The following is a 19253-nucleotide window of genomic DNA, read 5'->3' on the forward strand; positions in this document are numbered from 1 at the left end:
TTAACGAAGATGTCGTTTTAAAAATTTATATTTAAAACCCCAAAGCCTATATTCCCATGCAGAATTTCTTCCCAGCCCAATACTCCACTTTATCAGCCGCTGCTTTAAAAGATTATTTAATTAAAGTTTATCAGTTAGATCCATCCACAACATGCCGTTTATTAATCAGAAATGTAAGTGATACTTATATTCTGGAAAATCAAACTCAGAAATATATCTTCAAAATTTACCGCGATGCCCACCGTAAATGCGACGAAATTGAAGCTGAATTAGAATTGCTTAATATTTTAAAAGCGGAGGGGAATTCGGTTTCCTATCCAATTACAGATGTCGCGGGAAAACAGATCCAACAATTTAATGCCATAGAAGGTATAAGAAACGGTGTACTATTTTCTTTTGCGGAGGGAAAGGTAATTTTGGACCTTGATAGCGCACATCTTACGCAATTAGGCCGCGATATAGCCAAACTGCATCAAACTACTTCTTCATTAAAGCTCAATAACCCAAGGCCTGTATTTAGTTTCGAAACCACTTTATTTGAGCCCTTAAAAGATCTGAAGCCTCATTTTTCGGAAATGATAGAAGAATATGAATATTTGAGCAACATTGCTGATAAAGTGGTTAAAAAGTTCGAAGAATTTGATACTTCAAAGTTCAATTATGGGTATTGCCATTATGACTTTTTTCCAAAGAATTTCCATTTTGATGAAGCAGGAAAAATTACCTTCTTTGATTTCGATTTTGCAGGCCAGGGTTACCTGATCAACGATTTAATGTCGTTCCTTAACCATTATTTCTTCCATCAGTTGAATAACCTAATCTCCAGAGAACAGGCAGAAAAGGATTTCAATACCTTTATAAATGCTTATCAACAAGTGCGGCCTTTAACGGATGATGAATTAAAAGCCATTCCTTATCTGGGTATTACCTTTCATATCTTCTTTTTGAAATTCTTTTATGATAATTACGATGATTGGTCGAATGCTTTTTTAACACCCAGATATACGAAACACCGTGTAACGCTGATTAAAAAATGGGAAGAGATGTATTGTAACTTTTAGGCAATGCTACCTCAAATCTCGCCATCCTTTTTTATCTTGTATGGTAATTCAAAATCAATAAGATGGATCAGAAAATAATCAACCTGTACGATGAGTACACCCATAGTCAGGTAAGCAGAAAAGATTTTATGAGAAAGCTGGCTCTCCTGGCTGGTAGTACAGCATTGGCTATGACTATTCTGCCTATGCTGGAGAATAATTATGCCGCTGCTGCAGATTTTAACAGTGATGATATCGAAGTTGAAAATGTCACCTACGCTGGTGTAGAGGGTGAAATGAAGGCTGTACTGGCTAAACCAAAAGGTAAAAAGAATTTGGGTTGTGTACTGGTTATTCATGAAAACAGAGGCTTAAATCCACATATTATTGATGTAACCAAACGTATTGCCGCCGAAGGTTTCCTGGCACTTGGTGTTGATGCCCTTTCGCCGCTTGGTGGAACACCAACAGATGAAGATAAGGGGCGCGAGTTAATCGGTAAATTAGATCCTGAAAAAAACTTACAGAACTATTTAAAGGGCCTGGATTATTTACGCAAAAGAAAAGATGGGAACGGTAAAGTAGGTTGTGTTGGCTTTTGCTGGGGCGGTGGAATGGCCAATAAATTAGCGGTTAATGATCCTAAACTGCAGGCAGCTGTGGCTTACTATGGCGCACAGGCTAATGCAGCAGATGTTCCTAAAATTAAGGCCAGTATAATGCTGCATTATGGCGGTTTAGACGAACGGATTAATGCCGGAATTCCAGCTTACGAGCAGGCTTTAAAAGACAATAAAATTGATTATAAAATTTACATCTACGATGGGGTGAATCATGCCTTTAACAACAATACGTCACCTACCAGATATAACGAAGCCGCTGCAAAACTAGCCTGGAGCAGAACAATTGATCTGTTTAAACAGAAATTAGCGATATTGACGAGGTAGTAGTTAGACAACATACTGAAAAAAGAAGTCCAATGTTAAAACCTAGAGCCGTCACCCTGAATTTATTTCAGGGTCTACTTTGCAAAAAAAGATGCTGAAATAAATTCAGCATGACGATCGTCTTAGTATTGGATGCTAAAAACAAATATAAAATTAACAAAGGTGTGTCCATACATAGCACCCTTTCAGGACAGGCTATCGTCCTCTATGCAATAACGATTTCTCTATTTTGGAAACGTGCGTTCAGTATTTTACAGGTGCTGTGGCCCCGCCATCGCTTATAGTCCTCACTGCGTTGCGGGCTATTCCGCTCTGTCGGGTTTATTTAACAATGGTCGGTAGAATAATCTTAAATAGTACCGTTAACTCTGCCCCTTAAACCCGATTGCAATGTAAAGCCCACAGCGAGGCACGAGCGAGGACTTGGAATAAAAAGGTACTGTCTTTAAAAGCAAATAAAAGTTGATAAAAATTTAGCTTCTGAGAAGCATTAACTTAAATGCCTTCCATTTGTAAAACAGCACAATAACTTTACCTTTGTTTTAGTGAAAACTTCCATCTGGAATTTTATCATGTGTAGCTCTGGATTTTTCTGGAGCTATTATTTTTTCTAAATAATTGAATTGAGGATTGTATCTCTGCTCATTTTTCCAAAGATGGTACATCATTACCAATAGTTTCTTTTGCACGGCAACATAGCCCTTCATTTTAAATCCTGTTCGCTCAACAACTCTTTCATAAAGACTTTTAAATTGCGGCTGGTCATCCCTTACCGCACAAAATGCTGGCATAAACAGAATTCTTCTGATCCGGGAATTCCCCTTTTTTGATATTTTTGTTTTTCCTATATGTTTGCCCGATTGGTTTTCTATCACATCGTAACCTGAGTATTTTACCAAGGATGCCGAATTTTTAAACAATGTAAAGCCATTAGTTTCAGCTACGATTACGCAAAAAGATAGCAGGTTAATTCCTTTTATTGCCGTAATGTTTTCATAGTGAAGATTTAAGACCTTGTCTGTTTTTAACAAGCTTTCCCATTGCCTTTTCCATTTCTGCTACTTGTTGCTCAAGCAGTTTTATCGTTTTGTTCAGCTGCTTTATAACTTCCCTGCTTTGGAACTGGGCATGGGTCAGTGCCTCAAGCTGGTTACCGATAACATTGATGGTCTCTTTTAGGTTTTGATGCTGACGGGTATAGTGTCTGAGTTCATACAATTTCTCACTTCCTGGTGTCCAAGGTTCCAGGTTCTTTTCTGCACCAATCTTAGCAAGGCCGCGGGCATCTATACTGTCATTTTTAGAGTTTGCTCCGTCTGCCTGTAAGTACTTCTTAGCTTTGTTTGGCAATAAAATACTTAACACTAAGCCTTTGGAATGCAGAAACCATGCAAGTTGTTCATGGTACACGCCAGTGGCTTCCATTACGATGCGCAGGGGCAGCTCTTCTTTCTGGTGCTGTTTGATCCATGCCAAAAACTCTTTAAAACCGCCAGGGCTGTTAGATAACTTACGGCTGGATTTTACAGTTACTTTCTGGCTACTGTCTATGACCGACAAACAGCAATGAAAATCTTTTTTTGATACATCAATTCCGATGGAATACTTTAAGTTCATCATACCTTTATTATTTAGATAGAATAATCAATAATCTCTCTTAGTTTTTGTTCATGATATAGATGATCCAAATACAGCGAAATGGTCAATAGGTACTGTTCAAACTTTAAGAAATAAAAAAGGGAGGGTTATCCTTTTACATCGACATCGATGAATTCTCGTGTCTAGCGGGACTACAAGTTTTTCTCCCTCTTTTGATTATTTTTATTATAAAGGTAAAGATATGAGCGGGACTGCCAATACCGAAAAGCACTGTAACTGATTTCAAAAAAACTTAACTAACCTTGCATAAACCCTTACAGCAATGACGATTTCTTGCGACAGTGATAATTAATCGGCACGATACTTCTTAGCTGCGCTCAGGTGTCTTAGGTGGTAAAAACCAACCTAAAACAAATCCGTTTTCAGCATGGTCTTCAAAATATTCGATTGCACATCGAAATTATTGAGGTGATTTAAGAAATTAATATCTGATATTTTATGATAACTATCTTCTAACAAATTAACAACCTCGTTTGGAATAGCTGTTTTTAAAACCGCAGCATTACTTTTTAACTTATCATTTTTATATTGCAGTTCTTGTACAATCCGTTCCCACTCAGAAAGATTGTTAGACATATCCAAATCTTTTAAAATGGTTAAATCGCAGAACAAGAACAGGTTTCTGCTTGGGAAAAACAGGTAATAACTGTCTATATCCAAAAATTTATACACTTCAATTACCAGTTCGCCCGATTTTAAACCAATATAAAATTCGGTCCGGAAATCGTACTTACACAACTTGCCCATCAACTTTTTCTCAATGGTGGCATAAACATTAGTATATACTTGTTTATCCTGAAAATTAATCAGCTTAGCAAATTGATCGGTAGTCAGATCGAAATAAAAATCGTTTGCGTATTTGGAACTAAAAACATTGATGTTTTTTGAAAAAGGGAAATCGGAACTGAGGTCAGAAAGAACACTGAATAGTTTCCGCAGCGATAGGTTCACTTTTAACGATTGCTTCTGTTTATCCTGCTGAAAACTTTTCTGATCAACAAGCGCATCTGCCATACGCTCGATCAGCGCTTCATTCAGGTCAATTTCATCGTAGATGAGTGATACGTTTTTCTCATTGCTCTTTTTAATCTTTTTGAGCAGTTCAATCACGCTATCGGTAAACTGCAGATGGAAAAGATCTAATTTTTCGATCTCCAGTTCTTCGTTGTTGGCAAAAAGTTGATGAATAACCTGGCTTCTCAGGTAAATTTTATAAATCACCTCATCATCAAAAAACACAGAGAGCAACTGTAAACGATTGATCTCTGCGCTTGATTTTTTGATAATATTTAAACGGTATTCATCCATATTTTAATTAACTCACCCTCGTCACGTTCTTTTTCAACTCTGTTTCCAAAGTTTTAAGCTCGCCATCCAACACTCTTCTACTCTGTGCACCCGCTTCATGGATTTGTTTCACCTCATTAAGCGTTTCAATCAACGATGAAGTAGTTTGTTTCAAGGTTTCCAAAGATACTACTGTTTTTTCATTCTCTCTGGCTACATCAATACTGTTTTGTTTCAACATTTCAGCATTCTTCTGCAAAATGGTATTTGTGGTATCCGAAATTTTCTTTTGCATCTCTACATTGGCTTTCTGCCTTTGTAAAGCAACCGCAATGGTCAACTGGTTTTTCCAAACCGGAATGGTTGTAGATACAATAGACTGTGCTTTTTCTGCAATCGAGGTGTTGTTATTTTGTACCACCCGGATCTGTGCTAAAGATTGCAGCATAATGAAACGAACAATCTTCATATCGGCCAGTCTTTTATCCAGGCGACTAATAAAATCCCGTAAATCGGCAATTTCATAATCCTGATAATCGGCAGGTCGGCCTTCCATTTCAGCAAGTTTAATGTTCAGTTCGTTGTACTTTAACTGACCTGCAATAATCAGTTCTTCCATTTGGTGGATGTAACTAACATTACTATCGAACATGGTTTGCAGCGAACTGTTGTCTTTAATGGAGTTTAACCTTCCAGCTTTAATTTTGTTGGTGATTTTATCAATGTTATTCACCACCACATCATACTTTTGGAAAAGTTTTTTCACATCAACAACAAGGCTTTTTAAAAACGGAATTTTTGAAATAAAATTCTTAAAAGCACTTTGCTCCAATTCAGAAACATCGATATAATTCAGTTCGGTAAGCAGTTCGTTAATTAAACCGCCAACTTCGCCACTGTTATAGGTCCGTACAGACGATAAAAACTCATTACTGTATTTTTCCATTGAGTTTTGGGCATCGCTTCCGTAATTCAGGATAGAATTTACATCTGATGGTTCCAGCGATTTTGCAATCTCATTGTATTTAAGCGTTTCCTCTGAGCTTATTTTCTCAAGATCCACATTGCCATCTTTATCCAGTTTAACCGGAGTAAGGGCTTGGGTAACGTTTGGGTTGGTTTCCATAGTTTGATCAATTACCAGCTTTACGGCTTATAAGTAGTTTTGAGTTACGGTTTTAACGGTATCTTCGAGCTTTTTATCCTTCGTTGGCTCGCCAATGGCATTAAATTTCCATTCGCCGTTTTTCTTGTAAAAAACACCCATTACCATCGATACGTGACCAGCAAAATTAGCGCCGTTAGCAATATCGAATTTAGCAAAAACCTCGTTAACACGTTTTGTTGTTCCTTCATAAATACGAATGGAAGCAAAAGGAATCGTACCAAAATCATGACCTCTAAAGCTGTTCAAAACAAAGGCAACATAGTTTACATTAGCATCTAACTGAGAGAAATCAAGTGTGATAATCTCGTTATCTAAACCATCATCGCCGCCCATATCGCCAGTTAAATCATCGCCACTGTGTTTTACAGAACCGTTTTTAGATTTTAGGTTACCGAAATAAACTACCTCTAAAAGTTGTTTGCTTTCGTTATATAATGCGCAGCTTCCATCTAAATCTACAGCTTCTTTTGATGATCCGAAACCGAATAGGCCTTTCTTTTCAATTGCACCCCAGTTAATACCTACACAAACATTCTCAAGTTTGCTGCCGTTACTTTTTTCCAGACTGATACGCTGTCCTTTTTGAAGATTGATTGCCATAATATTATTGATATTTATTTAAATAATCCTGTAAACCACCTTTCATACCTACGCCAACGGCTTCAAATTTCCATTTACCTTCGCGTTTGTAAATCCTGCCAAATTCTACTGCTGTTTCGATAGAGAAATCCTCTTCTAATTCATATTTCAAGATCACCTCATTGGTTACAGCATCAAAAATCCGGATGAAAGAATTTCTAACCTGACCAAAATTTTGTCTTCTGTTATCAGCATCGTGGATGGTTACCACGATACAGATCTCGCCTACTTTAGCATCAGCCTTGGTTAAATCAATTTTGATCTGCTCATCGTCGCCATCGCCATCACCGGTTAAGTTGTCACCTGTGTGTTCAACCGATCCATCTGGAGAAACCAAATTGTTGTAGAACACGAAGTTTTCGTCTGAAACCAGTTTTTTCTGATCGTTCAGGATAAAAATTGAAGCATCTAAATCGAATGCAGAACCTGTTGAAGAGCTGTTGGTATCCCAACCTAAACCTATTGTAAATTTAGGAGCATCGATATTTTCTCTTTGCCCCTTTTGCAAATTAATAGCCATATTTAAATTAATTTATAATTGTTGTTTTTGATATAGTCTTTTATAAGATGTAAATTTTCCGAATACGCCTCTATGGTATGGTAATTATTCCCTAAAGATAGATCGTAAAGCTGGTTAATAAAATCGGTACTTCTGCGTTCTAAAAACAAATTAAAACTGCTCGAAGTCGTATTTAAAATGTATTTTACAATACGGGTATTAAACCTAAAATTGCCGCCATCAATAATCTCTTCCAGATCAAAAATAGATTTGATCTGATGGTAATTCAGAAAATTTTCTACATTGGGATGGATGTTTTTATTGACCAGTTCGGCGAAATAAAGCATATGCATTTCGTTACTTAAACCGTATTCCTTAGCCATTTTTAAGATCATCCGCTCGTGGCTTCCCGTAATTTTAATATCATCCAGAAACAATAAGGTTTTACCTGCCAGGAAATCCTTATCGATATGGAATGAATCGTTACCGATCAGTAAAAGCCTTTCTTCGGCGCTTAACTCACCATAATCTTCTTTATAGGTAATGGTTCTATGCACTTTGGTTTCCTGTACAGCTAAACCACCATTTTCGACCAGCCAACGGTTAAGCTGGCAAACAAAATAGTTTTTCATGGCAAAAGTTGCCGTTGGAATAAAACTATAAGGACTGGAAATAACCACAATCTGATCGGTAATTACATTATCAGCTAAATAATAGCGGATAAACCCATCAGCTAAATCTTTTCCGAAAGATCGCGCTACCAGGTCATCGCCAAATTTAAAACGGCTATATTCGTCGGCACTGAAACCAAAATTGGCTGTATTGTCTATTTTATGAAGTGAATAACTATACGGTATCATAGAGTAGGTTTAAGATAGATAGGTGATTAGAATTGATGAGCATGCTGTTAATTCCCATGGCTTCTGCCCCGCGAACATCAGCATGTGGGTTGTCACCAACGTGTATTACATCTTTTAACATAAGCTCGGGATGTTTTTCCTTATCGATGGTGTTTAACATCAACTGAAAAAAGCCGGCATTGGGTTTAGACATCCTTACCTCATCAGAATACAGTTGGAAATCGATAAACTGATCAATCCCCAAATGGTTGACTACTTTTTTAAGGGTTTTACCTTTTATAAAACCTGTATTGCTTAAAATATTGATAGAGCTTTTGTTTGATTCTTTAATTTTAGCCAATACATCCAGGCAATCGCTGCAATACAATAAAGGCATGTAGGTAAATATGAGTGCTTCCATTTCAATATAAAGCTGGTCCAGGTCGATATCGTGAAAGTTAAAATCGTAATCGTTGATCATACCAATGACCATTAAATACATTTCATCGGCATCTACATTTTTCCCGGTTTTCTCGTTAATGGCATTCACCATTAAATCTACCTGGCGAAAAATGACAGCAATTTCTGCTATACTTTTATGCTTGGTATTAAATTTTTGATAAAAATGCTGTGTCCGTTCTTGTTTAAATGCTGGATTTGATTTAATCAACGTTAACCAAAGATCGAATGAGTAATGTTTGTAAAAAGCCATTGCACCCTGTTTCCTAATCTGTTTTATAAAATCTAATATTACAAATTTGATTGTAAGATTAGAAACGTTTGATTGTAAGATTTATCACAGATAAGCCTTAACTTAAGATTTATCCAATACCTTTTCGGCATCGTCCGAAATGATAATATCGCTTTTGTGTTTTTTGGGATAGTTAAACAATAAGGAGGTTAATACGGGTATGATGAAAATGGCTACCGTAAAAATTGACACAAAAAGATCTGTTTTTTCGCCTTCAATAGCATGAGAAATAGGCGATTCAGGATAGAAATGCGTGACTAACGACGAAGTAAGTTTAATGCCTAAAACACCAATTACGATGAACGCTACCGTTTCTAAAAAGGTAAATTTCTCCATCAGTTTTACAAATGCCTGTGCTACAAAACGCATAGCCAAAATCCCGATAAAAACACCAATATAGATTAACCAGATATGATCGGTAAAAGCTACCGCGGCAAAAACATTATCGATAGAGAAAGCCAAATCCATTACTTCTACTAAAGCAACAGTTGCCCAAAAAGTACCCATCACACCCACAGTAGATTTATAAATCCAGCTTTTGCTTTTGTCTACTTCCTCTTCTTCTTCCTTGCCTTTATTGTTCTTTTTTCTAAAATAATCGAAAGCCAGATATAACAGGTATAAACCGCCTAGTGGTTTTAACCACCAGATTTTCACCAACCATGCTGCCAGGAACAAACAAATGCCTCTAAAAACATAAGCACCAATAATACCATATTTTAAAGCTTTTTCCCTTTGCGATTTTGGCAAATCCATTACCATGGTAGCCAAAACAGCAGCATTATCAACCGAAAGCAAACTTTCGATCACAATTAAATTCAAAATAATTAGTAATCCGGCCTGTATATCGTCACCTAAAATTGTGTGCAAAAAATCCATTGAGCGAGTGTATGTTTTAAATTAAAGTTTTAGTTGATAGCAAAGAAACAAAATTTTATCAATCTCAATGCTTCAATCTTTTTTATTTTTTGAATTGTTTTACTGATTAGATACTTAATCAATACAACTGTTACGTAATAGGGCTGAAATTTTATTTATTGATCTCCATTTGATAGATATTGCCTTTTTCTCCGGCCAGAATAATCTGTTTACCTTTTTTGGCTTTTTGAACAGCATTAAAGCTTTTATCCGAAATGTGTTTCCAGTTCTGACCGCCATCAGTAGAAATATCTGTTCCTGAAGTACCCGTAGCAATTAAGGTTTTAGCATTAATATAGGTTACGCCCGATCGGAAGCCTAAAACAGGTGTACCTGGCTTTTGCCAGGTTTTGCCTCCATCAGTAGTTAAAAGTACATTATTAGAATTGTCTTTATCTTTTAAATAGTTACCGCCAACAGTTACACCGATTTTTTCATTAAAAAAATCGATGGAAAAAGGGCCAGTACTCCCTTCGCCTTGTATAATCGGGCATTTAAATACCTGCCAGCTTTGTCCATAATCCGGAGAAAAGTAAATGTTAGATACTGTTCCGCCTGATGCAATCCAGGTTTTGCCACCAGGTAATGTTTTAATGGTTGTTCCACTGGCTGCAAAACTGGCTTCGCCTTTGCTTAATTTTGTTTTGAGATTTGCAGATATATCCTGCCAGCTTTTACCTGCATCTACGGTTTTAAGTAATTGCATTTTATCATTTATAGGATCGCCGAAAATGATTCCCTTATTTTTATCCCAGAAACTTACTCCATCAAGAAATATCGCTGAATCTACATTTTTATAATTTTCTGTCCAGGTTTCGCCGCCATCTACGGTTTTCAAAATATATGCAGGAGTGGCAATGCCCACAATAATGGCCCGCTTATCATCGAAAGCTTCGATATCCCTGAAATCGATTTTCTCGTACCCTTTTGGTTTTAACCATTTCCAGGTTATACCGCCATCAGTAGTTTTTCCTACCGACCCATTACTACCACTTACCCAGGTAACCTGGTCTGAAACTACACTTAACCCGCGTAAACTGGTTTTGGTGTTCTCGTTTAAGGGTTTAAAGGAATACGACTGTGCAGCGCAAAAAAAAGGTGCCATTAAAAGGCACCATAAAATTTTCTTCATCTATAAATTATTTTACCCGTCTAAAAGTTTCTGATCTTCCTAAAAGTGAGATACCAACATAACCGCGAACGTTTAACACATCGTTACTCTTTAAAGACAGGTTACAGCTGTACGTTTTGCCACTTTTCGGATCGTAAATCGTTCCATCAGTCCACTTACCATCATCGTAAACAAAATCTTTCAATATTTCCAGATTCAATAAAGCACGTTTCTGTAGCTTTTCATCAGGGTTTTTTGCATCTAATTTAGGTTTACCATTTAAATTCGGTTCCTTCATCCAGGCTAATTTCCCATAATATTTATCGCCTTTTTTATAAATTTCTATTTGCCCTTCTCCTGAAGGGTTAAGCCATTTGCCCACAATAGCATCTTTGTTCTGTGCAAATGCAGAAAACGATACCGCAACAAAAAGCAACATTAAAAATGATAATTTCCTCATATTTTTATTTCTAGTTAGTTTTTTAAAGATAATAATTACACCTTATATCGAAACACTAAATAAAGAGAAAAAGTATGAGAATTTTTAAAAACGATAAAATTTACTTTGAAACGATCGGTAGATACTTGGCACGATACGCATAAAGCAGGAACAAATTAAACAATAACATCACAGCTGACATCGGAAGATCTTTAGGCTGGGCCAAAAATGCGGTATACAAAAAGATATTCAAGGTAACAGGAAAAATAATGATTGATGCAAGTGGTGCTGTTCTACCAATCAACAACATTACGCCACATAACAATTCTGTTATTTTAATCAGTGGAAAAAGGTACACAGAGGCCATCAAGCCAGTCATAAAACTCGTTTGTGCGGCTGTCATTTCCGGTGCCTTCGGCATTAAATTAAGAAAATAGCTTACGGAAGCAAAAAGATACATGGCGGCTAAAAGCACGCGTACAATAATAACTGCAATTTTCATAGTGGTTTAATTTTTGGTTTCTAAATTTAAAAATAATAAAAGTTATTGGTTAGTCATTGGCTTATTAATCATTTGCTCATTAGTCATTGATAACTGAAGTAATCTGATTTAGTTAATGGTCTATAGTCCATGGCATGAACCATAGACCATTCTTCATCTAAATAGGTTAAGTGTAACCACTGTTTTGTTATTTTCTCCCTTCAGGATAGTTAATTATTATTTGCATTCGATTAGTTTAATCCAATTATTTACAAACTGCTCGAGCGCAGGTAGTTTCACTTCAATATCATCCAAACTGTAAAATCTTGCTTCGCGCCTGTCTTTCCAACTGCCCTGTAATAAAGATGAATCTTCGATCATATTTCCATCGTAAAAAATAAAAATGATCTGCACATATCCATTTGCCCTAAGGTTAAAAGCAGCCAAATCTTTTATATAGTAAAAACTTGGCGAATTCCATTTCACTCTTTCCTGCAGTTTAGGATTTGCATTCAGTATGATACTCCGCAAACGCTCAATTTCCTGTTTAAAAGGATGCTCGAGCTTTTTCATGTAATCATCAATCTGATCAGCTTTTTGCATACGCTGCTTATTGCTCATCTGCAAGTCTTGTTAATTTGATATCCATCCAAGGCACCCAGTTTTTACCATCAAACTGTTCCCACATTCCTTCAATGGTATCGACTTTAAAATTTCCTTTAAATCGCTCGGTATCGGCAAATATTAAAATGATATCATCGTAAATTTTCAGGGTAGATATAGAGATATTACCTTCATTATCGAACGATTGCGACCTAAAAACATCCTCCATATCATCATAATGCATAATTTCTAACAATCGGACATTTTTATCGCCGAACATTACATCTACCTGGTGGGTTAAGAAAAAACCACCATCAACCCACTCATAGGTATCTGTTCCAACGATTATATCACCTGATTTTGTTAAACCTTCTGTTTTCCATTTACCGATATAGGAATTTAATAGATTAAGCCTGTTGTTTCTCATAAATTTAGTTAAATCAATTGGTATCAAGCTCGCTGTAAATATTTTTTAATTGATGTAAGTGTCGTTGTGTATGATAAATTACAAAATAAATGGCCTCCAATCGGGTTAAAAAGCCATATCCTGGTAGCTCGTAAGCGGTACATGTTTTAGTTAAATCTAAGCCGGTTACCGCATTTGATATCCCCTCCCTGATCTGCTTTAAACTTTTCAATAATTCCGGCTGATGATATGTCTTATCTTCAGGGTAAATCTCTTTTGGTGAATCGTATTTCACATTAAAATTTAAAAAATCTTTCTTAATTTCATTTACTAATAAATCAGCCGGCTTATCCGTTTCGGCTACTGGCCCATTAATTACTTCCAGGAAACCCGAATTCGACAAAACCATATGCTCAGCCAATTGACCGGCGGTCCAGCTTCCTTTAAAAGGTACTGCATTAATCTGCAGGGCATCAAATCTCGACAACTCATGTTCTAATGCCGACAAAGTTTCATCGGCTTCTCTAATTATCTTTTCCATAGTTTACATGTAATTCATCCCAGGGTATCCTAATAATCTCCGCCATAATGCAATCTGCCCAATACAGTTGGCTTCACGGTAGCTGCTAAAACTGATCATTTCAAACAATGTAATTTCCATTCCGGGCATAATCAGTTTTTCTGCTAATTTCTCATCGGTAGCCTGGGTTAAAGCTTCCTGTAGCTTTGGAGAAATTGCTGCCCAGTCTTTAATGAAATCTTCCAATGATGGATAATCGGCATCATCCACAATCCCTTTATTGTTGGCAAAAAGTTCATCGGTTATAGATGGGAGGTCGATGCCGAATGATTTGGCCAGAAAATAGCGGCCATGCACCACACTCCCGGTAATCCATGCAATATGGTTGGCTTTGGTATCTAATCTTTTTTGGGCATCCTTTTGGTCTATGCCATCTAAAGCCCTTAATAAAAAATCTGTTTGCATTTCGTAAAGCACAATAAAGCCATACATTCTGCTACTCGTTGGTGTGGTTTTCATATCGGTTGTTGATTAGGTAATTAACTTGAATAAAGTTAGGTGTTAATTTAGCTGAACACCGTTGCCGTAAAAGTCAATCTTAAGGGGCATTTCAGACAATTTTTATATATTTACGATACCTTAATTTTTAACCAAATGATACAAGTAGGTGTTTTACTTCCCCAAAACTTTAGATTATTAAGCATAGCAGCTATTTTAGACGTATTTGATACTGTTAATGGTTTTTACAGAAAAGATGAGCTTGAAGCGCCATTTAACATTAGTTTAATAACCCTTGACGATAAAAATTATAATTTTAGCACACATCCCTATGTGCCCTTACAAGAAGCCGGGCAGTTTGGACTGATTTTAGTTCCATCATTTGCAACCAATGATATTAAAGATTGCATCGGAGCCAACAGCGGCTACATCCCATGGTTAAACAAACAGCATGCAGCAGGAGCAGAAATTGCTACCTTTTGTACCGGTGCATTTTTACTTGCCGCATCCGGACTGTTGGATGGTAAAGCGGCTACCACACATGTTGATGCCTGTTCTGCTTTTTCTTCTGCATTCCCATTGGTTCATTTAAAGGCTGATAAAACGGTAACCCAAGACGGCAAATTGTTTACAAGTGGTGGGGCAACCTCTACTTTTCATTTATTGTTGCATCTTTTACAGCTTCATTGCGGAAAAAATATGGCCGTTAAGGTGGCCAAAATTTTTGCAATCGATATGGATCGTGTAAACCAATCGTACTTTAGCACCTTCCAGCCTATCCGTCATCACAATGATGATATTGTTGCCTCTGCTCAGGAAAAAATTGAAAATAATTACCATGATGTGGCCACCATTGAAGAAATGATAAAAGATATTCCTTCCAGTAGAAGAAATATTGTACGTCGCTTTAAACAGGTGATCGGTATTACCCCTATTGAGTATCTTCAACAAACCCGCATTGAAGCGGCTAAAAAGTTATTAGAGCAAACTGCCCAGCAAATGACAGAGGTGATTTATAACTCCGGATACAACGATCCAAAAGCATTTAGAAAAGTGTTCAGAAAATCAGTCGGGATGACGCCTACGCAGTATAGGGATAAATTCCAGGCGAGATAGATAGATAAATTAGTTTATTTTCTGAAAACGAGCCATATTTAGAGGAGGCTGTCTCATAAATATAGAAATTGTCATCCTGAGCTTGTCGAAGGACCTGTTTTAAATGTCTTACAAGGCGTTTCGACAGGCTCAACGTGACAAATGCGAAGTAAATTACAATTTATGATACAACCTCTTGACTATTTGAAGCGCAAAGCCTGTGGTGCTTGGTAAACAGCTGTCCCGCTTTTACTCCAAGTCCTCACTCATGCTTCGCTCCGGGCTTTCCGTGCAATCGGGGCTATGGATGGTTGTTATCTGCACTCACATCAAAAAATACTATTGTTTCGAAAAAGCCTGCTGATATTTCAAGGGTGTTTTGCCAGTTATCTCCCTGAAATATTTATGGAAACTGGTGAAATTATAAAACCCACAGTCGTAGCAGATTTCTTTTACCGTTAGATCATTTTCAATCAGTAATTTACAGGCCTGCCCAACTCTAATCTCGTTCAGAAACTGTGTATACGTTTTTCTACTTTTAGTTTTAAAGAATTTACAGAACGAATTGGGACTAATTTTAGCTACCGCAGCAATTTCCTTTAGTTCTATTTTATTCTTGTAATTGCTAATGGTATAGTTATAAATAGATTGGATCCTGTCTTTTTCGTTCTCTAAAAAGTTTGGCTTAAAGCCTAACGAAACCAATATGTTTTTTTCTTCGCAATTGGCTATTTCTGTTAATACCTCGAGTATTTTTATAATCCTCATGGTGCCAGTAGCCTCAATAATCTGTGGCATTAAACTGGCTATTTTCTCTTTCGAGGTTCCTTGCAGCTGAATTCCCTGTGTAGATTGCAGCAACACTTTTTTAATCTCCTGATTTTCGGGGAGATCGAGAAAATCCTTTCCTAAAAAATCCTCCTTAAAATGAATCACATACACATCAACTGATTCTTCACCTGTTTCATCAAAAAACTCTGGATCGAAGCGCCAGTAATGCGGCAAGTTGCTTCCAAGTAAAACCACATCGCCGTCCTTAAAATTTTTAATACTATCGCCAATAAACTGCGTGCCTCTGCCTTTTTTAACGTAGATCAATTCTAATGCCGAGTGGTAATGCCAGCGGTTGTTTATATCGGGCATAATATCTCTTCGGGCGCTAAAAGAATCTACCGAATTAGTAGATACATTAAGTAAATGCGGTTTCATAAAATCTTAAAAAATCAATCTAATATGCAAAATTATTTTGCAATGTAAAAAATTGAGCCAATATCATTTAATAATTAGGTAATAAAGTTAAATTTTTATTAATGCTTATCGGTTTAATTTGTAATACAACAACTAACCAAAAAGAACCTGCATAAACCATTTATAACCAACAAAACATGAGCCACACTCCATCAACGAACTTTAAAGTATCCGATACACCAAAAAATGGTAAGGGATATTTATTTCCATTAATTTTGGTCACCAGCCTATTTTTCTTCTGGGGCTTTGTTCACAATCTCGATCCCGTATTAATTCCGCATTTACGTAAAGCTTTTCAGTTAAATGTTTTCGAATCTACCCTGGTCGATTCATCTGTTTTTATTGCCTATTTTTTATTGGCACTACCTGCAGGCTACATTATGCGCAAGTATGGTTATAAAAGTGGTATTATTTTAGGTCTTGTTTTATTCGCCATCGGCTGTTTATTATTTATACCTGCAGCCAATACCGCACAATATATATTTTTCTTAGGCGCACTTTTTATTATCGCCTGTGGTTTAACCTTTTTAGAAACCGCCGCAAATCCTTACGTTACTGTGCTAGGACCGCCAGAAACGGCTACACAGCGATTAAATTTCTCTCAGTCTTTTAATGGTTTGGCTGCATTTTTAGCGCCAGTACTTGGCGGTAAATTTATTTTTACCGAAGTAAAATATACCGATACGCAATTGGCAAAAATGTTGCCTTTAGAAAAACAGGCTTATATACTCGAGGAGGCATCGACGGTAAAAGGACCTTATTTAATTTTGGGTGTTCTGATTATTGTGGTGGCTATCCTATTCATTTTTACCAAGCTGCCCGATATTAAGGAAGAAGAGGATACCAAAGAAAAAAGCAGTTTTGGCCATGTATTGGGTCATAGCCATTTGCGCTGGGCCATTATTGGGCAGTTTTTTTATGTTGGTGCACAGGTTTGTGTACTGAGTTTATTCATCAGTTTCGTCACCTCATCGGCAGCTATCAGTCAGGATGCAGCAAAATGGTACGCTGGTGCGGCAGGCCTGGCTTTTATGATAGGCAGGTTCGCTGGAACGTTCTTCATGAGATACGTAGCTGCCCATAAACTATTGATGCTTTACGCATTAATCAGTGCTTTACTTACCCTCGTATCTATTTTTGCAAGCGGCATGATTACCGTTTATGCTTTAATCGGTGTTGCTTTCTTTATGTCGATCATGTTCCCAACCATATTCTCCTTGGGTATAGCAGGTTTGGGTAAGGATACCAAATTGGGTTCGTCATTAATTGTGATGTCTATTGTTGGCGGTGCCTTTTTACCGCCGATATTAGGTTTGATATCAGACGCCACACACAATATACAATATGGATATTTAGTGCCTTTCGTATGTTTTTTAGTGGTTTTCTACTTTGGTTGGAAAGGATGGAAACCCAATCACATTGAAAAAGAAATAAGTTTAGATTATAAAATTGACAATGAAAAAATTAGTCATCAAGATTAACCATGCGGATAATGTTTTGGTTGCGTTGCAAGATTTGCCACAAGACACCAAAATAGTGCATGAAGGAAATACCTACGTTACTGTTGATGAAATCCCTGCCAAGCATAAATTTTTTATGCAGGATATGAAAGCAGGCGATGAGGTAATGATGTACGGCGTTTTGGTTGGAAAGGTACAGTTTGATGTAAAAGCTGGCATGCGTATGAATGTAGAGAATACCAAACATGCTGCAGAGCCATTTGCCTATCGCAATGTTAATTACAAATGGGAAGCACCTGATGTGAGTAAATATGCCAACCGCAGTTTTAATGGTTATCACCGTAAAAACGGTGCAGTGGGCACCGCAAATTATTGGTTGTTTATCCCGACTGTATTTTGCGAGAACAGAAATCTGGATATCATTAAAGAATCGCTTTATAGTGAGTTGGGTTATGCGGTAGATGATAAATATAAATCTTACACCCATAAACTGGTTCAGGCCTACGAAAATGGAGAAGACATTAATAATATTAGTTTTGAACCGAAAGTAAATAAAGCCAGCCGTACCTTTAAAAATGTGGATGGGATTAAATTCCTCACGCATAATGGCGGTTGTGGCGGTACACGTCAGGATGCTGATACTTTAAGCAAATTATTGGCGGCTTATGCCCATCACCCCAATGTGGCCGGTATAACGGTTTTAAGTTTGGGCTGTCAGCATTTGCAGGTAGAAGATTTTAAACGTGACCTGTTTGCACTTGATCCTGATTTTGATAAACCACTTTTAATTTTCGAGCAGCAAAAAGCACAAAGCGAAGAGCAATTGATCCAAAATTCGATCCGCAGTACATTTGAAGGATTGATGTTCATTAATAAACAAGCGCGTACAGCAGCGCCATTAAGCAAATTATGTGTAGGCGTAAAATGTGGAGGAAGCGATGGTTTTAGCGGCATTTCTGCCAATCCAGCGGTTGGTTATTGTGCCGATTTATTGGTAGCCTTAGGTGCAAAGGTTTTATTAGCCGAGTTCCCTGAGCTTTGTGGCGTAGAGCAGGAAATGATAGATAGATCTGTTGATCAGCCAACTGCAGAAAAGTTTATCCGCTTAATGACAGAATACGATGATTTGGCGCATAAAGTTGGTTCTGGCTTTTACATGAATCCTTCTCCAGGCAACATTAAAGATGGTTTAATTACCGATGCGATTAAGTCGGCAGGTGCTGCTCGTAAAGCGGGCTCCGCTCCTGTTGTAGATGTTTTAGATTATACCGAACCTGCTACTAAACCTGGCTTAAGTTTGGTATGTACCCCGGGGAATGATGTAGAAGCAACCACAGGTAAAGCTGCTGCCGGTGCAACCTTAATTTTATTCACCACCGGTTTGGGCACGCCAACAGGAAACCCGGTTTGCCCCACCATTAAAGTAGCTACCAATTCGATCCTGGCCAAGCGCATGAGTGATATTATCGATATCGACACAGGAGCAGTGATTAATGGCGAAAAAACCATTAACGAAATGGGCGAAGATATATTGGAATACTGTATTAAAGTGGCCAGTGGCGAAGAAATCCCTAAAGCTGTACAGCTTAATCAGGATGATTTTATCCCATGGAAAAGAGGTGTAAGCCTTTAGCCCATGGAAAAT

The 19253-nt window shown here is 37.3% G+C and carries 22 protein-coding genes; 5 read left to right on the plus strand and 17 right to left on the minus strand.

Features of this window, described 5'->3' with window-relative positions; genetic code table 11:
- Window positions 1-56 precede the first annotated feature (56 nt).
- Both QF042_RS19025 and QF042_RS19030 read left to right on the plus strand, forming a co-directional pair.
- Window positions 57-1061, plus strand: a complete 1005-nt coding sequence (locus tag QF042_RS19025) for a phosphotransferase enzyme family protein (protein WP_307531326.1) — start codon at window positions 57-59, stop codon at window positions 1059-1061.
- Window positions 1062-1123: 62 nt separating this feature from the next.
- On the plus strand, window positions 1124-1987 hold the full coding sequence (locus tag QF042_RS19030) for a dienelactone hydrolase family protein (protein ID WP_307531328.1): 864 nt from the start codon (window positions 1124-1126) through the stop codon (window positions 1985-1987).
- A 542-nt stretch (window positions 1988-2529) separates the two neighbouring features.
- Here the strand turns inward: QF042_RS19030 and QF042_RS19035 are convergent.
- From QF042_RS19035 to QF042_RS19110, 16 genes are all read right to left on the minus strand, one after another.
- Complete coding sequence (locus tag QF042_RS19035) at window positions 2530-3018, minus strand: transposase (protein ID WP_307531331.1); 489 nt, start codon at window positions 3016-3018, stop codon at window positions 2530-2532.
- Complete coding sequence (locus QF042_RS19040) at window positions 2981-3607, minus strand: transposase (RefSeq protein ID WP_307531333.1); 627 nt, start codon at window positions 3605-3607, stop codon at window positions 2981-2983. Before QF042_RS19040 ends, QF042_RS19035 begins: the two co-directional genes overlap by 38 nt.
- A gap of 384 nt (window positions 3608-3991) precedes the next feature.
- Window positions 3992-4954: a hypothetical protein gene (locus QF042_RS19045; protein ID WP_307531335.1), complete on the minus strand. Its 963-nt coding sequence runs from the start codon at window positions 4952-4954 to the stop codon at window positions 3992-3994.
- Window positions 4955-4961: 7 nt separating this feature from the next.
- Window positions 4962-6059 carry a toxic anion resistance protein gene (locus tag QF042_RS19050; protein ID WP_307531337.1) on the minus strand — a complete coding sequence of 366 codons (1098 nt, stop codon included), beginning with the start codon at window positions 6057-6059 and terminating at the stop codon, window positions 4962-4964.
- 27 nt (window positions 6060-6086) lie between these two features.
- Window positions 6087-6701 carry a TerD family protein gene (locus tag QF042_RS19055; protein WP_307531339.1) on the minus strand — a complete coding sequence of 205 codons (615 nt, stop codon included), beginning with the start codon at window positions 6699-6701 and terminating at the stop codon, window positions 6087-6089.
- A 4-nt stretch (window positions 6702-6705) separates the two neighbouring features.
- On the minus strand, window positions 6706-7260 hold the full coding sequence (locus tag QF042_RS19060) for a TerD family protein (protein WP_307531341.1): 555 nt from the start codon (window positions 7258-7260) through the stop codon (window positions 6706-6708).
- Window positions 7261-7262: 2 nt separating this feature from the next.
- Window positions 7263-8099 carry a phosphoribosyltransferase family protein gene (locus QF042_RS19065; RefSeq protein WP_307531342.1) on the minus strand — a complete coding sequence of 279 codons (837 nt, stop codon included), beginning with the start codon at window positions 8097-8099 and terminating at the stop codon, window positions 7263-7265.
- Window positions 8086-8790, minus strand: coding sequence for an HAD family hydrolase (locus tag QF042_RS19070; protein WP_307531344.1), 705 nt, complete (start codon window positions 8788-8790; stop codon window positions 8086-8088). Before QF042_RS19070 ends, QF042_RS19065 begins: the two co-directional genes overlap by 14 nt.
- 102 nt (window positions 8791-8892) lie before the next feature.
- The gene (locus QF042_RS19075) at window positions 8893-9708 is read right to left on the minus strand and encodes a DUF475 domain-containing protein (protein ID WP_307531347.1); all 816 of its coding nucleotides are present in this window, start codon (window positions 9706-9708) and stop codon (window positions 8893-8895) included.
- Between the two features lie 151 nt (window positions 9709-9859).
- Entirely contained in the window at window positions 9860-10879 is a 1020-nt protein-coding gene (locus QF042_RS19080; RefSeq protein ID WP_307531349.1) for a YCF48-related protein, read from the minus strand.
- Window positions 10880-10886: 7 nt separating this feature from the next.
- Window positions 10887-11318: a DUF2147 domain-containing protein gene (locus QF042_RS19085; RefSeq protein ID WP_307531351.1), complete on the minus strand. Its 432-nt coding sequence runs from the start codon at window positions 11316-11318 to the stop codon at window positions 10887-10889.
- A 100-nt stretch (window positions 11319-11418) separates the two neighbouring features.
- Complete coding sequence (locus QF042_RS19090) at window positions 11419-11799, minus strand: DoxX family membrane protein (protein ID WP_307531352.1); 381 nt, start codon at window positions 11797-11799, stop codon at window positions 11419-11421.
- A gap of 216 nt (window positions 11800-12015) precedes the next feature.
- Window positions 12016-12399: a DUF1801 domain-containing protein gene (locus QF042_RS19095; RefSeq protein ID WP_307531354.1), complete on the minus strand. Its 384-nt coding sequence runs from the start codon at window positions 12397-12399 to the stop codon at window positions 12016-12018.
- A complete protein-coding gene (locus tag QF042_RS19100; protein ID WP_307531357.1) occupies window positions 12389-12808 on the minus strand; it encodes a hypothetical protein in 420 nt (139 codons plus the stop codon). Before QF042_RS19100 ends, QF042_RS19095 begins: the two co-directional genes overlap by 11 nt.
- A gap of 13 nt (window positions 12809-12821) precedes the next feature.
- Window positions 12822-13328 (minus strand): DinB family protein, encoded by a 507-nt coding sequence (locus QF042_RS19105; RefSeq protein WP_307531359.1) that lies wholly within the window; start codon window positions 13326-13328, stop codon window positions 12822-12824.
- Between the two features lie 3 nt (window positions 13329-13331).
- On the minus strand, window positions 13332-13826 hold the full coding sequence (locus tag QF042_RS19110) for a DinB family protein (protein ID WP_307531361.1): 495 nt from the start codon (window positions 13824-13826) through the stop codon (window positions 13332-13334).
- Between the two features lie 135 nt (window positions 13827-13961).
- Between QF042_RS19110 and QF042_RS19115 the strand changes: the two genes are divergently transcribed.
- Entirely contained in the window at window positions 13962-14921 is a 960-nt protein-coding gene (locus QF042_RS19115; RefSeq protein WP_307531363.1) for a GlxA family transcriptional regulator, read from the plus strand.
- Between the two features lie 318 nt (window positions 14922-15239).
- Here QF042_RS19115 and QF042_RS19120 read toward each other — a convergent pair whose 3' ends face one another.
- A complete protein-coding gene (locus tag QF042_RS19120) occupies window positions 15240-16109 on the minus strand; it encodes an AraC family transcriptional regulator (RefSeq protein ID WP_307531366.1) in 870 nt (289 codons plus the stop codon).
- A 176-nt stretch (window positions 16110-16285) separates the two neighbouring features.
- Here QF042_RS19120 and fucP point away from each other — a divergent pair, with 176 nt between their 5' ends.
- Both fucP and QF042_RS19130 read left to right on the plus strand, forming a co-directional pair.
- Complete coding sequence (fucP, locus tag QF042_RS19125; protein ID WP_307531367.1) at window positions 16286-17629, plus strand: L-fucose:H+ symporter permease; 1344 nt, start codon at window positions 16286-16288, stop codon at window positions 17627-17629.
- The gene (locus QF042_RS19130) at window positions 17604-19241 is read left to right on the plus strand and encodes a UxaA family hydrolase (RefSeq protein ID WP_307531369.1); all 1638 of its coding nucleotides are present in this window, start codon (window positions 17604-17606) and stop codon (window positions 19239-19241) included. Before fucP ends, QF042_RS19130 begins: the two co-directional genes overlap by 26 nt.
- Window positions 19242-19253 lie beyond the last annotated feature (12 nt).

Source organism: Pedobacter sp. W3I1, assembly GCF_030816015.1.
Classification (GTDB): Bacteria; Bacteroidota; Bacteroidia; order Sphingobacteriales; family Sphingobacteriaceae; genus Pedobacter.